Annotated in this window: 13 protein-coding genes and 1 pseudogene; 5 read left to right on the forward strand and 9 right to left on the reverse strand. The window is 68.2% G+C overall.

Annotated features, from left to right (window positions below):
* Nucleotides 1-6: 6 nt before the first annotated feature.
* A complete protein-coding gene (locus ACFQE0_RS09565; protein WP_378969109.1) occupies nucleotides 7-1,497 on the reverse strand; it encodes a carboxypeptidase M32 in 1,491 nt (496 codons plus the stop codon).
* Between the two features lie 14 nt (nucleotides 1,498-1,511).
* Nucleotides 1,512-3,101, reverse strand: a complete 1,590-nt coding sequence (ggt, locus tag ACFQE0_RS09570; RefSeq protein WP_378969112.1) for a gamma-glutamyltransferase — start codon at nucleotides 3,099-3,101, stop codon at nucleotides 1,512-1,514.
* Nucleotides 3,102-3,277: 176 nt separating this feature from the next.
* Between ggt and ACFQE0_RS09575 the strand changes: the two genes are divergently transcribed.
* Nucleotides 3,278-4,507 carry a glycerophosphodiester phosphodiesterase family protein gene (locus tag ACFQE0_RS09575; protein ID WP_378969114.1) on the forward strand — a complete coding sequence of 410 codons (1,230 nt, stop codon included), beginning with the start codon at nucleotides 3,278-3,280 and terminating at the stop codon, nucleotides 4,505-4,507.
* A 43-nt stretch (nucleotides 4,508-4,550) separates the two neighbouring features.
* Here the strand turns inward: ACFQE0_RS09575 and phbB are convergent, their stop codons facing one another.
* Together phbB and ACFQE0_RS09585 are read right to left on the reverse strand one after the other, a co-directional pair.
* Nucleotides 4,551-5,279 (reverse strand): acetoacetyl-CoA reductase, encoded by a 729-nt coding sequence (gene phbB / locus ACFQE0_RS09580; RefSeq protein ID WP_378969116.1) that lies wholly within the window; start codon nucleotides 5,277-5,279, stop codon nucleotides 4,551-4,553.
* Nucleotides 5,280-5,412: 133 nt separating this feature from the next.
* A complete protein-coding gene (locus tag ACFQE0_RS09585) occupies nucleotides 5,413-6,597 on the reverse strand; it encodes an acetyl-CoA C-acetyltransferase (protein WP_378969118.1) in 1,185 nt (394 codons plus the stop codon).
* Nucleotides 6,598-6,938: 341 nt separating this feature from the next.
* Between ACFQE0_RS09585 and phaR the strand changes: the two are divergent.
* Together phaR and ACFQE0_RS09595 are read left to right on the forward strand one after the other, a co-directional pair.
* Nucleotides 6,939-7,525, forward strand: a pseudogene (phaR, locus tag ACFQE0_RS09590) (polyhydroxyalkanoate synthesis repressor PhaR).
* 125 nt (nucleotides 7,526-7,650) lie between these two features.
* A complete protein-coding gene (locus tag ACFQE0_RS09595) occupies nucleotides 7,651-7,911 on the forward strand; it encodes a hypothetical protein (RefSeq protein WP_378969121.1) in 261 nt (86 codons plus the stop codon).
* Nucleotides 7,912-8,067: 156 nt separating this feature from the next.
* Here the strand turns inward: ACFQE0_RS09595 and rpmF are convergent, their stop codons facing one another.
* From rpmF to ACFQE0_RS09610, 3 genes are all read right to left on the reverse strand, one after another.
* Complete coding sequence (gene rpmF, locus ACFQE0_RS09600) at nucleotides 8,068-8,256, reverse strand: 50S ribosomal protein L32 (RefSeq protein ID WP_003601373.1); 189 nt, start codon at nucleotides 8,254-8,256, stop codon at nucleotides 8,068-8,070.
* 163 nt (nucleotides 8,257-8,419) lie between these two features.
* Entirely contained in the window at nucleotides 8,420-8,557 is a 138-nt protein-coding gene (locus ACFQE0_RS09605) for a hypothetical protein (RefSeq protein WP_378969123.1), read from the reverse strand.
* Entirely contained in the window at nucleotides 8,539-8,961 is a 423-nt protein-coding gene (locus tag ACFQE0_RS09610) for a PAS domain-containing protein (RefSeq protein WP_378969126.1), read from the reverse strand. Before ACFQE0_RS09610 ends, ACFQE0_RS09605 begins: the two co-directional genes overlap by 19 nt.
* Nucleotides 8,962-9,192: 231 nt before the next feature.
* Here ACFQE0_RS09610 and ACFQE0_RS09615 point away from each other — a divergent pair, with 231 nt between their 5' ends.
* A complete protein-coding gene (locus tag ACFQE0_RS09615) occupies nucleotides 9,193-9,558 on the forward strand; it encodes a ComEA family DNA-binding protein (RefSeq protein ID WP_378969128.1) in 366 nt (121 codons plus the stop codon).
* A 9-nt stretch (nucleotides 9,559-9,567) separates the two neighbouring features.
* Here the strand turns inward: ACFQE0_RS09615 and ACFQE0_RS09620 are convergent, their stop codons facing one another.
* Complete coding sequence (locus ACFQE0_RS09620) at nucleotides 9,568-10,158, reverse strand: hypothetical protein (RefSeq protein ID WP_378969129.1); 591 nt, start codon at nucleotides 10,156-10,158, stop codon at nucleotides 9,568-9,570.
* On the reverse strand, nucleotides 10,155-10,406 hold the full coding sequence (locus ACFQE0_RS09625; protein WP_378969131.1) for a hypothetical protein: 252 nt from the start codon (nucleotides 10,404-10,406) through the stop codon (nucleotides 10,155-10,157). Before ACFQE0_RS09625 ends, ACFQE0_RS09620 begins: the two co-directional genes overlap by 4 nt.
* 108 nt (nucleotides 10,407-10,514) lie before the next feature.
* Between ACFQE0_RS09625 and ACFQE0_RS09630 the strand changes: the two genes are divergently transcribed.
* On the forward strand, nucleotides 10,515-13,382 hold the full coding sequence (locus ACFQE0_RS09630) for a phosphoenolpyruvate carboxylase (protein ID WP_378969134.1): 2,868 nt from the start codon (nucleotides 10,515-10,517) through the stop codon (nucleotides 13,380-13,382).
* Nucleotides 13,383-13,673 lie beyond the last annotated feature (291 nt).

A 13,673-nucleotide genomic window follows, 5' to 3' on the forward strand; every position in this document is an offset into this window, starting at 1 on the left:
CGGGGCTCACGCCCCGAGGTAGCGCGCCTGGAGATGCGACCGGAATGCCGCCGTCCCGAGCGGCGCGCCGGTCGCATCGCTGAGCAGGGCGTCGGTGGAGCGCAAGCTCCCGCGCTCGTGGATGTGGGTCCGCAGCCACGTCCGCAACGGAGCGAAGTCTCCCGCCGCCAGACAGCCCGGCAGGGCAGGTTCGGCAGCCTTCGCCGCCTTGAAGAGCTGGGCCGCCGAGAGGGCGCCGAGAGTGTAGGTCGGGAAATATCCGAAGGCGCCGCTCGGCCAGTGGATGTCCTGGAGGCAACCGCGACGGTCGTCCGGAACGGTGAGCCCGAGCAACTCCCGCATCCCATCGTTGAACGCGCCCGGCAGGTCCGCGATGGCGAGATCGCCCGCGATCATCGCCGTCTCCAGCCGGTAGCGCAGCAGGATATGCGCCGGATAGGTCGCCTCGTCGGCATCGACCCGGATGAAGCCCGGCTCGACGCGGGTATAAAGGCGGAACAGGTTCTCCGGCTCCCAGGCCGGGCCGGACCGGCCGAACGCCTCGCGCAGCAGCGGGGCGAGGTAGGCCATGAACTCGCGGCTGCGGCAGGCCTGCATCTCCACGATCAGCGATTGGCTCTCGTGCAGGCTCATGCCCCGCGCCGAGCCCACCGGCTGGTGGCGCCACGCGGCCGGGCGTCCCTGCTCGTAGAGGGCGTGGCCGGTCTCGTGCAGCACGCCCATCAGGGCGCGGGAGAAATCCGTCTCGTCGTAACGGGTCGTGATGCGCACATCGTCCGTGGCGCCGCCGCAGAACGGGTGCAGGCTGATATCGAGCCGCCCACGCGCCTCATCGAAGCCGAGCGCCCGCATCAGCGTCAGGCCGAGCTGCCGTTGCGTCTCGACCGGGAACGGACCGTCGAGGGGCAGGGGTTCGCCCGCCGCCGCCTGCCGTGCCCGCGCCTCGGCGATCAGCCCGGGGAGCCAGGAGGTGAGGTCCGCAAACAGCGGATCGATGATCGACCGGCGCATACCGGGATCGTAGCCGTCGAGCAGCGCGTCGTAGGGATCGAGGCCGAGCACCGCGCCCTTGGCCTGCCCGATCTCGCGCTCGAGCCGCAGCAATTCGGCGAGGTGGGGAGCCAGCCGCGCGAAATCGGAATCCCGCCGCGCCTCGCGCCAGACCATCTCCGAGCGGGACCGCACCCGCGATTCCGCTTCCACCAGCTCGCGGGGCACGGCCGCCGCGTGGATATAGGACCGGCGCATCTCCGCGAGGTTGGCGGCCGGCCAGCCATCGAGCCCGCCCGCCCCCTCGGCTTCGGCCAGGGTGTCGGCGGTCTCGGGGGCGGTCAGGATTTCGTGGGCGAGCCCGCGCAGGGCCGCCAGCTGCTCGCCACGCGTCTCGGCGGCGCCCTCGGGCATAAGGGTCTGCGCGTCCCAGCCGAGGATGCCCGCCGCGCCCTCGATGGCCGAGAGGCGGGCGAAACGTGCTTCGAGGGAGGAATAGGGGGTCATTCGCAGTTCCCGTCTCAGTAACCCAGCGCGCTGCCGTCCTTGCGCGGGTCGGAGCCCGCCGAGAGCGTGCCCGCCTGCCGGTCGATCCAGATCACCTGCCCTCCGCCCAGGGGAAGCGGCGCCCGGAGCACCGGATGGCCGCGCTTCGCAAGCCCCGCCATCACCGCGTCGGGAATGGCGCTTTCCAGTTCGAGGCCGCCGCCATAGGCGAAGCTCCGCGGAGCGTCGAGGGCTTCCTGCACGTCGAGCCCCCGGTCGAGGAGGCCGCTCAGCAGCTCGACATGGCCCATGGCCTGGTAATGGCCGCCCATCACGCCGAAGGGCGCGACCGCTTGGCCCTCCTTCATTACCATGCCGGGGATGATCGTGTGCATCGGCCGCTTGCCAGGGCCGATGCTGTTCGGGTGGCCGGGATCGGTGCGGAAGGACAGGCCGCGATTGTGCAGCAACACGCCGCTCTCCGGCGCCAGGATGCCCGAACCGAAGCCCTGGAAGATCGAATTGATCAGCGAGAGCGCGTTGCCGTCGCGATCGACCACGCAGAGATAGACCGTGTCCTTGTGCGCGACGGTCTCGGCGGCTTCGGGGTAGAGCACAGGCTCGCGGGCGCGGCTCAGGTCGATGTCACCTCGTGCCGCCGCGTGCCACGCATCCGAGAGCAGGTGCGAGATCGGCACCTTGGCAAGGTCGGCGTCGCCGAACAGCGCATCACGGTGGTGGTAGGCCTGCTTGCACGCCTCGGCGAAGAGATGGATCCGGTCGAGGTCAGACAGGCTGCCGACATCGTAGGGCGTCAGCACGTTCAGCATCATCAGCGCCGCGAGCCCCTGGCCTGCGGGCGGGCATTCATAGACGTCGTAACCCCGATAGCGCGTCGAGACCGGCGTGACCGTGTCGGCGCGTGCGCGAGCGAAATCCTCCAGCGTGTGCAGGCCGCCGAGGCGATTGAGCTTGGCGACCATGTCGCGGGCCACCGGTCCCTCATAGAAACCCTTCGGCCCTTCCTCGGCGATCCGCCTGAGGGTGTCGGCGAGGCGCGGCAGGCGCATCACGCTGCCGACGAGGGGCGCCTGCCCGTCACGGAGATAGACCGCAGCGGCATCCGCATCGCCCGCGACGCGCGGCACGCAGCGCGCCCAATCCCATCCGACGCGCGGCTGCACCACGAAGCCGTCCTCCGCGTAGCGGATGGCGGGCTGCAGAATTTCGCCGAGGGATTTCGTGCCGTGCTCCCGCGCCAGCATGTCCCAGGCTGCGACGGCGCCGGGCACGGTGACGGCATGGGGCGAATCCGGCGCGATGCCCACGCGGTGCTCAGCGTACCAGTCCGGCGTCGCGGCGGCGGGCGCCCGGCCCGACCCGTCGATCGCCACCGGCACGGACGCGCCCGCCGGGGCATAGAGGCAGAAGCAATCGCCGCCGATCCCGGTCATCAACGGATCGACCACGCATTGCACAGCCACCGCCGCGAGCCCGGCATCGACGGCGTTGCCGCCCGCGCGCAGCATCTCGATCGCCGCGAGCGTCGAGAGCGGATGGGACGTCGCCACGGCCGCATTGGCCGCGAAGACGGGGGAACGGCCGGGGCGGGAAAAATCTCTCAAGCTCGGTCTCGCGCGATCAATCGGCCTCACGGCCTGAGGCAATGTTCCAAGGCGATGGTGCTCGGGTGGGATGCCGTATGCAAGGGCGGCGCGATGGATGTGCGGCCGAGTCCTCGCCCCTTCACCTCATCGTCACGGCCGCTAGCTAGACAATTCCCCTCATGGGAGGTTCGACCATGCGCAGCTCAGGCCTCGCGACCGGCCTTCTCCTCCTGCTCGGGGGATGGGCCCACGCGGCCGACACGGCACAGCTCGGGCCGCGTCCGTTCTACCTCGTGGACCGGCTCGCGCCCGGCCCGCTGAAGGACAAGCTGTCCGCCTGCGGCATCGACCGGCCCTATACGCCGCGCAGCTTCTCGATCTCGCACCGGGGCGCGCCCCTCATGTTCCCCGAGCACACGCGCGAGGGGATCATGGCCGCCGACCGGATGGGAGCGGGTATCATCGAGTGCGATGTCGCCTTCACGAAGGACCGGCAACTCGTCTGCCGTCATAGCCAATGCGATCTGCACACGACGACGGACATTCTCACCCGTCCCGATCTCGCGGCCAAATGCACCAAGGGTTTCGAGCCCGCCGATCCCGCGACCGGCCGCAAGGCCTCGGCCAAGTGCTGCACCAGCGACCTGACTCTCGCCGAGTTCAAATCCCTCAACGGCAAGATGGATGCGGCCAATCCGGACGCCACGAGCCTCACAGCCTATCTCGACGCGACGCCGCGCTGGCGCACCGATCTTTATGCCACCACCGGCACGCTGATGTCGCACAAGGAGTATATCGCGCTGGTGAAGTCGCTCGGGCGGAAGTTCACTCCTGAACTGAAGGCGCCGCAGGTGCCGATGCCCTTCGATGGCACCTACACGCAGGATTCCTACGCCCAGCAGCTGATCGACGAGTACAAGCAGGCTGGCATCCCGGCCGCCGACGTCTATCCGCAGAGTTTCCAGCTTCGCGACATTCTGTATTGGCTGGAAAAGGAGCCTGCTTTCGGAAAGCAGGCGGTCTTCCTCGATGACCGCGACGAGCGCGACAAGGCGTTCGATTCCGAGAAGCCCGAGACGTGGAAGCCGGGCATGGCGGAGCTGGCCGCCAAGGGCGTGAAGATCCTCGCGCCGCCGCTCTGGATGCTGGTGCGGCCGGGGCCGGATGGGGAGATCGAGCCCTCAGCCTACGCGCGGGAGGCGAAGGCGGCCGGGCTCGGGCTCATCGCGTGGTCGCTGGAGCGTTCAGGCACGCTGGCCGATGGCGGCGGCTATTACTACAAGTCCATCAAGCCCCTGGTGAAGGGCGACGGCGACATCCTGCGGCTGCTCGATGCGCTGCACGGGAAGGTCGGCGTGATGGGCGTCTTCTCGGATTGGCCGGCGACGGCCACCTTCTACGCAAATTGCGTCGGAGCGCCGTAGCAGCCGGGGTGGGCGGAGGCGTGTCGCCCCCGCCCCATCGGCCTCACACGAAGTGCTGGCCGCCGTTGATCGTGAGCGTCGAGCCGGTGACGAAGCCCGCCTCGTCGCTGGCGAGATACTCGACCGCGTGGGCGATCTCGTCCGCCTCGCCGAGGCGGCCGGTCGGGATGGTGGAGATGATCTTGTTCCGGATGTCCTCCGGCACCGCCATCACCATCTCGGTGGCGATGTAGCCCGGCGCCACGACGTTGACGGTGATGCCCTTCGAGGCGCTTTCCTGCGCCAGCGCCTTGGCGAAGCCGACCACGCCCGCCTTCGCGGCGGAGTAGTTGGTCTGCCCGGCCTGACCCTTCTGGCCGTTGATCGACGAGATGATGATGATGCGGCCGAAGTTGCGGCTGCGCATGCCGTCGATGAGCGGACGGGTGCAGGTGAACATCGAGTCGAGGTTGGTCTTGATGACCGCCTGCCACTTCTCGAAGGTCATCTTGTGGAAGGCGCCGTCGCGGGTGATGCCGGCGTTGTTCACGAGGACGTCGATCGGCCCGACTTCGGCCTCGATCGCCTTGATGCCGGCTTCGCAGCTCGCCATGTCGCCGACGTCGAACTTGAACACCGGAATGCCGGTCTCGTCCTTGAACTTCTGGGCGGCCTCGTCATTGCCACCATAATTGGCGGCCACCTTGTAGCCCTTGTCCTTCAGGCGCTTCGAGATCGCCGCGCCGATGCCGCGGGTGCCGCCGGTGACGAGGGCGACGCGTCCTTGAGCCATGTGTTTCCTCCTATAACCGCACAATCTGTGCTGCGTGCGGATGACAACCGCACGTCATTTTTTTCGCACCGATCTTCAAGACAACTTTTGGGGCACGCTCGAACGCTGTCGAGCGTGCCCCGTTACAAAACGATCAGGGCCGCTCGATGCACATGGCCACACCCATGCCGCCGCCGATGCACAGCGTCGCGAGGCCCTTCTTGGCGTCGCGGCGCTTCATCTCGTGGAGCAGGGTGACGAGCACGCGGGCGCCGGAGGCGCCGATCGGGTGACCAATGGCGATGGCGCCGCCATTCACGTTCACCTTCGCGTCGTCCCAGCCCATGTCCTTATTCACGGCCAGCGCCTGGGCGGCGAAGGCCTCGTTGGCCTCGATCAGATCGAGGTCGGAGGGCTTCCAGCCCGCCTTGTCGAGGGCCTTGCGCGAGGCCGGGATCGGGCCGGTGCCCATGATCTTCGGGTCGACGCCCGCCGTCGCCCAGGACTTGATCTTGGCGATCGGGGTGAGGCCGCGCTTCTCGGCCTCCGAGGCCGACATCAGCACGATGGCGGCGGCGCCGTCGTTGAGGCCCGACGCATTGGCGGCGGTGACGGTGCCGTCCTTCGAGAAGGCGGGCTTCAGCTTGGCCATGGCCTCGATGGTCGCGCCGTCACGGATGTACTCGTCGGTGTCGACGATCGTGTCGCCCTTGCGGCCCGGCACGGTGACGGGGACGATCTCTTCCTTGAAGCGGCCTTCCTTACGAGCGGCCTCGGCCTTGTTCTGCGAGCGGGTCGCGAACTCGTCCTGCTGCTCGCGGGTCAGCTGGAATGCCTGGGCGACGTTCTCGGCGGTGGTGCCCATGTGGTAGCCGTTGAACGCGTCCCACAGGCCGTCCTTGATCATCGTATCGATGAGCTTGATGTCGCCCATCTTCTGGCCAGCGCGCAGGTACTGGCAGTGGGGTGAGAGGGACATCGATTCCTGGCCGCCCGCCACGATCACCTTGGCGTCGCCGTTCTGGATCTGCTGCATGCCGACCGCGACCGTCCGCAGCCCGGAGCCGCACACTTGGTTGAGGCCCCAGGCGGTCGCCTTCTCGGGGATTCCCGCCTTGATGGCGGCCTGACGCGCCGGGTTCTGGCCCGCGCCCGCCGTGAGCACCTGCCCGAAGATTACCTCATCGACGTCGTCCGGCGAAACCTTCGCGCGCTCCAGCGCGGCCTTGATCGCCGTCGCGCCGAGCTCGTGGGCCGGTACAGCGCCGAACGCGCCGCCGAACGAGCCGACCGGGGTGCGTGCCGCCCCGACGATGACGATCTCTTCGCTGCCTGCCATGACGTTCTCCTCTCGCGGCCACGCGTCGCCTTCACTCGCGCGCGCTTTTCGAAAGCCGTTCCAGCGATGAAGTGCGCCGTGCGGTTGAAGTCAAGCAGGTCATCCGGGTGAGGCCCGCCCCTGGCGGTGTTCGTCAACTGCGATACCGTGCATGCGGCACCGCGGAGGCTCCCGTTCTCGCGCAGGTGCAATATTCTGCACTGGACGGAGGCACTTTGCTGTTTTCTGCGCTTATGGAAGGTCTTATGCTTGTGTGCGGGCGCGATATCGCGACTGCGATGTGAACCGGCGGCGCGCCCCGCGCCGCCTGAGTTGTTCGAGTTCAGAAAGGCCGTTCTGCGATGGCGGATACTGTGAAGACGCCTCAGACCGTCATCAAGAAATACGCGAACCGGCGGCTCTATCACACCGGAACGTCGACCTACGTCACGCTGGAAGACCTCGCCACGATGGTCCAGAACGGCGAGGATTTCGTGGTCTACGACGCCCGCACCGGCGACGACATCACCCGCTCGGTGCTCACGCAGATCATCTTCGAGCAGGAGAACAAGGCAGGCGCCGAGAACCTCCTGCCGGTGGCCTTCCTGCGGCAACTGATCCGATTCTATGGCGACAGCATGCGCGCCATGGTGCCGAGCTTCCTCGAATTCTCGATGGCGAATTTCGCCAAGGACCAGGACGGCCTGCGCGAGAAGTTCTCGCAGAGCTTCGGTCCCTCGGCGTTCCAGCATGCCATCGAGCAGCAGGTGCGCACCAACATGAACTTCTTCGGCGATGCCATGAAGATGTTCACGGGCTTCGGCCCCCCGGCGTCATCCCGACGCCGCCCGCCACCAATCCCGCCCCCGTGCCGGGCGCCGAACTCGACGATCTGAAGCGGCAGATGCTGGAGATGCAGGCGCGCCTCGAACAGCTCGCCCGCAAATGAGGGTGCGGCCGTTAACCTCGAAAGGTTGACGAAACGTTACCGGCGGCCCCACGCTTGCTCCTTGAGCCATCGACGATGGCGAGGGTGCTGCGATGGAACGAATCGGGCCGGTCGGAAGTGCCAGAATGGGACGGGTCGAGACGATTCGACCGGTCTCATCCACGTCCGCCGCGGACACGCCGCCATCGCGGGCGCTGACACTCATCGCGGGCGGGCGCCCAGAGGAGGCCCCGCGCGCCTCGGCCGTTTTCCGTGACGGGCGTACCGAATCCGCCTTCGTCACGCAGCTTCTGGTCGGGGCGGATCCCACCCTTCAGCCGTCACGCAGCGCACGGGCGCAGATCGCCGCGACCCGCTACGCCGAGATGGCCCGCCGCCTCGCCTAAGAAGGCGGCCGGAACGCCCTCGGTCCCAGCGCCACCCTATCTTGAGCCCTTCTCGGCCGGGCCTGAAGGCATCGCACAACGAAAAAGGGCGCTGGCCTCGTCGGCCGCGCCCATTCTTCTCGAACCTTCGTCCGTAAACGTGTCCGAAGCGCCGTTTCAGGCTTCGGCCGACTTCACCTTCAGCACCTGACGGCCACGGTACATGCCGGTCTTCAGGTCGATGTGGTGCGGACGGCGCAGCTCGCCGGAATCCTTGTCCTCGACATAGGTCGGCGCCTTGAGGGCGTCGGCCGAGCGGCGCATGCCGCGGCGGGAGGGGGAAGTCTTTCGCTTCGGAACGGCCATGGCGGGGATCCTTCAGATATGCCGGCGGACAAAGCGGTGCGCGGGCGAGTCCCGCCTCGGGGAGCCGCCATGCACACCGCAGGATACGGATGAGGGGGCGCTTATAGCGATGACGCCCCCGCCTGGCTAGAGCACTCGGCGCTGCCGCACACCGGCGGATGCGTCAATGCAGATCCGCATGGGCCGAGGCGTCGGTCAGCGTTTCCTCGGCCAGATCCTCGCCCAGGCGCCGCAGGGCGGATTCGACGGCCTGCAGCGTCGCCGGGCGACCCGATCGGGCGATCAGGCTATGGGCAGCCAACAGATAATCGGCGGCCTGTTCCAGGGGCGAGCCATCCTGCCAGGGGGCTCCGGCGGGCGCAGCTGGCCCTCCGCTTTGGTGATGTCGCCGGGCGGTTCGTCCAGGGGCGTCAGCGAGCCGAGAAAGCCGAGGAAGGTCCGGCCCGGCGGTCCGAAGGAGGGCACCGCCCCGGACATCACCCAGCGGAATTCGCCATCCGGGCGGCGCAGGCGGAACCGCACGCAGAAACCGCTGAGGGTGCTGATTGCCTCCTCGACGAGGCTTCGTACGGGGTCGCGATCCTCCGGGTGCAGGGCGCTCACCCAACCGAAATTGCGTGCCTCGGCCAGGGTCTGGCCTGTCAGTTGGCGCCAATGCCGCCCCAGATGGGTGAGGTGCCCTTTGGCGTCGGTGACGTAGACCATCCTCCCGATTCCCTGTTTTGATCGAGGCGTATGCCGTCGCCCCGCCTCCTTACCGAACAAGCGAGCCATCTCTCTACAAGTGCAAGCAATGGCGGTCGTCATCATTTGGTAGGATGAGGGCCCGGCTGACGGGTGAAGTCGACAAATCTGTTAAGCGAGGGTTCAAATCGAAAGGCCGACAAGCGGAGCAACGGTTCCGCAGGGCGGGCCGTCACTGCCAGGAGTAACCCCATGGCTTCCTCCAAGACGTCGTCCACCCTCCGCGCCTTCGCCTTGCTCTCGGGACTGCTGGCCGCGCCAGCCTTGGCCCAGGCGCCTGCGCCCGCCCCCACCACCGCGCCGACCGCTCCCGCCAAGCCGATGGCGCCGAGCGCCCCGGTCGCCGGTGCGCCGAACGCCGCCAAGGCGCCCCTGCTCGATCTGAACAGCGCCAGTGCGGAAGAGCTCGACAAGCTCCCCGGCATCGGTGCCGCACGCTCCGCCGCGATCATCAAGGGGCGGCCCTACAAGGGCAAGGACGAGCTCCTGCAGAAGAAGATCATCCCGCAGAGTGTCTATGACGGGATCAAGGACAAGATCATCGCCAAGCAGAAGTAACCGCGACGTCTATTCGTTGACGGCGCCCTGGGGGATGGTGAACCCCTGGGGCGTCTTCTCCGGCTTTGCCGGAGCTTTCTTGCCTTGAGCTTCCTTCGTCTGGGTCTTCTTGCCGCCCTCGCCGGACGCCTTCTGCGTCTTGCCGCTCTTCTTGGCCACCTGCGGCTCCGGCGCGAGGACCGGCGGCGTCTCGCACAGCTTGAACGACAGGTCCGCCAGCGGGGCCCCGTCCTCGGCCACGATGCCGAGGGTGTCGGGCAGCGGCGGAAGCTTCGTCTCCCAGGTGATGGGCCCGCCGAGGCTGCCCTGCATCGCCCCGGGCGACCCGCCCCGGCGCAGGCTGGTGAAGTCCGGCCCGTAGGCGGTGGCGCGCTTGCCCCCGATCGCGACCTCCAGCACCTGCGTGACCTCGGGCGTGAGCGGGCGCAGGGGATTGACGATCCGCACCTCGCCCGAACGGATCACGGACAGGGTGAAGCCCTGGCCATTCTCGTAGCGCGCCGCCTGAGTGCCGCAGGCTTGCACGGCTCCGCCCGGCGCGGCCTGCGCGGCGTTCGCCGCTGCCACGAGGAGCAGGATCGACCCGATGCCAGCCCTCACCGTTCGCCTCCGCGCGATGCGGGCTCGGTGGGGCGCGGTTCCGGTGTGATGTCGATGACCTCCGCATTGCGGTCGATCGGACTCGCCCGGCGTCGGCTGAGAGGGCCGATCAGCAGGTCCGTATCGTCATGGTGGAACTCGCTATCCATCTGCAGCGGCGCACGGCGGCCACGGGCGGCCATCACGGCCACCATCGCCCCCACCGCGATGAGAACAAGGACGGCGAGGAAGATCAGCAGTCGCTCCATCAGGGCGCCAGTGATAACGCCATGCGGGGTGCCCGTCACCCGACAACGACGCCGGAACGCTCCTTGCGTAACCGGTGCCGGGTGGCGGACGCGCAACGAGGGCGGAACATGCAGCAGGTCGGTCGCGGTCCCGAAGAGCTTGAGGCGCATCTGCTCGGACTGATCGAGTCGGCGCGGGAGCAGGCGAGCGAGGATCCGTTCCGCAATCCGGTCCTGGCCGTGACGCTCGCCATCACGCGATCCTTCGACCGGGGAGAGATCGCGGAAGGAGATCTCGACGGGTTGTTCGAGCGGCTCCGCGCCGAGGCGCTGGATGCGCGGGCGCAGCGCCTTCGTGACTATGTCGGCCTGAGCCAGCGGGCCGACACCGGTGTCGCCGCCGCCCTCGTCTCCGCGGTGCCCGACAAGACCGGCGCCTTCGAGGACTTCGCGGCCTTCATCCACCGCACCGCCTTCGCCGTGGTGTTCACCGCTCACCCAACCTTCGGCATGCCCCGCGCCGTGGCAGAACTGCTCGCGCAGGCAGCGTGCCTGCCCGGCGCGACGGCACGGGCCGAGCCGATCGCCAAGGCCGCCGCCCTGTCCACGCGACCGGATTCGCCGGTCAGCCTCGATCTCGAATTCGATCAGGCCTGCGCCGCCGCCAACAATGCGCGCCTCGCCCTCGATGCGTTCAACGCCGCCCTGTTTGATGCCGCTCGCGCCCGCTGGCCCGATCGCTGGTCCGACCTTCGTCCGCGCCCCTTCGCGGTGGCGAGTTGGGTCGGCTGCGACACCGACGGGCGTACCGATATCGGCTGGTGGGACACGGTGCGCTACCGCCTGATCTCGAAGCGCATGCAGTTCGACCGGGTGCTGCGGGACCTGCCCGCCATCCTCTCCGCCCACGAGGCGCGAAGTCTCGCGGAGGGCGCTCTGAGCGCGGTGAACCGGCAACTCGCCGTCGCGCCGCGGCTGGGGGACAAGCCGTCCCTCGAAGCAGTGCATCGCTTCGCCCTGGCCCTCATCATCGAGCGCGAGCGGGCGCAGACCGACGCCGCCCCGCTGGTCGCCGCCCTCGACGCGGCCCTCTCCGGTGCGGAGGACGAGGCCGACAGGCGGGCCATCGCGGTTCTGCGGGCGGGGGTCGAGACCCATGGCCTGTCGAACGCCCTGCCGCATTTCCGGCTGAACGCCTCGCAGATCCACAACGCCGTGCGCCGGGTGATCGAGCTGGAGGGCGAGCCGACCGATTCCGCCCAGCGCCGTTCGCACCTCGCCACGATCCACACGCTGCTGAACGATGTGACGCCCGTCGCGGTGGATTTCGGCGCGCTCGCCGCCGAGCGAGCCTCCGCCGCCCGGCTGATGATGACGATCACGCAGATCCTCAAGCACGTGGACGGCACCCACCCGGTGCGCTTCCTCATCGCGGAGACGGAGACCGGCTACACCCTCCTGGCCGCCCTCTGGCTCGCTCGTCATTACGGCATCGCGGACAAGGTCGAGATCACGCCGCTCTTCGAGACGGCGAGCGCCCTGGAGCAGGGGATCCGCGTCCTCGACGATGCTCTGCGTAACCCGCATTGGCGGGCCTATCTCAAGCGTATCGGCCGCCTCACCGTGCAGTTCGGCTATTCGGATTCGGGCCGCTATGTCGGCCAGCTCGCGGCGACCTTCTGGATCGAGCGCCTGCGCCTGCGCATCACCGAGATGCTGGTGCAGAACGGCCTGTCGGATGTCGAGCTCGCGATCTTCGACACGCACGGCGAATCGATCGGCCGGGGCGCGCACCCGACCTCGCTGCGCGACCGTCTCGCCTATCTCGCCCCAGAGGATGCCCGCGACCGCGCTCGCAAGGCGGGGCTGAAGGTGCGGCTCGAATCGAGCTTCCAGGGAACGGACGGCTATCTGCTGTTCGGCACGCGCGAACTCGCCCAGGCCAGTGTCGCGCGCATCGCCGAGCACGTCTACGCCCTCGATGTGTCGGAGGACGACGCCTTCGCTGGCTATGCCCTGGACGATGCGAAGGAGGGCGGCGACCCGGCCGACGATCCGATCTATTCCGAGCCCGATTTCGCCCTCGAGTTCTTCACCGTCGTTCGCCAGGACATGGAGGCGCTGGTCGATGAGCCGGGCTACGCAGCGCTGCTCGGCACCTTCGGCCCGAGCCTCCTCGACCGGACCGGCTCGCGCCCGGTGGCCCGCCAGACCGATTCGGGTGGCCCGGCGCGGATCACCCATCCCCGCCAGATGAGGGCGATTCCCAACAACGCAATCCTGCACCAGCTCGGCTTCCTGGCGAATTCACTGCACGGGCTCGGCCGGGCGGCAGGCAGGGGGCCGGACCTGTTCCGCGAGATGCGGCGGGATTCGCTGCGGTTCTCCCGCGCCTTCCGGCTCGTGCAATATGCCGCTTCCGTCGGCGACCTCGACGTGCTGCGCGCCTATATCGACACGCTCGATCCGGCCGTCTGGCTGGAGCGCGCCCGCCGGACCCAGAAGGATTTCCGCCGGGACGAACTGGTGGTGATCGCGGGCGCCCTGGAACGGCTCGATCTCGCGCCGGACCTGCGCCGCCTGTTCGGGCGTCTCACCCGCGATTGGCTGGCGCTGCGTGCCGCCGCACCGGACCTGAACGGCATGTCGGCCCGGCTGACCCTGCTTCACGCCCTGCGGCTCGCCTTGATCCACCGGATCTGGTTCCTGGCGGTGCACATCCCCGGTTTCCGGCCGCAGGCGGGCCTTTCCCGCGAGCAGATGCTGGAGCGGTTCCTGCGCCTCGACATCGACGGGTGCCTGACGATGCTCGACGCGATCTTCCCCAACGAGCCCGATCCGACGCTAGGCCTCAACTTCGGTGAGCCCGCCGGCCCACGCGATACTGGTACCTACGAGACCGAGCACGCCACCCTGTTCCAGCCCATCCGGCGGATGTTCGCGCAGGTGCGGGAGATTTCGGGGATGATCCAGCATGAGGTGGGGGCGTTCGGGTAGTGCTCCGGCGACCTTGCTTCGTGTTGCGCGCCATGACGGCAAGGTCTGGGATCGCCCGAGGTTTTTCTCATTTGGCGATGTGGCGTGGCAGCGCCCACACCTGAACGTTCGCTTTACCGGTACGATCATCGATCGTTCAGACCCGGGCGGCTAGACCGTTCCGGCATGCTTGCCCTGTGCGGAGCTTCGGCTCCGGGCTTGGCGGGTTTGTCCATAACAACATGTGCGTGATAACCGCCGAACCCGCCACAGACCTACCTCTCGTCTCGTACGTCCGGCAGGCCCGTCGTC

It is taken from the genome of Methylobacterium komagatae (assembly GCF_042661665.1).
Lineage (GTDB): Bacteria > Pseudomonadota > Alphaproteobacteria > Rhizobiales > Beijerinckiaceae > Methylobacterium > Methylobacterium komagatae.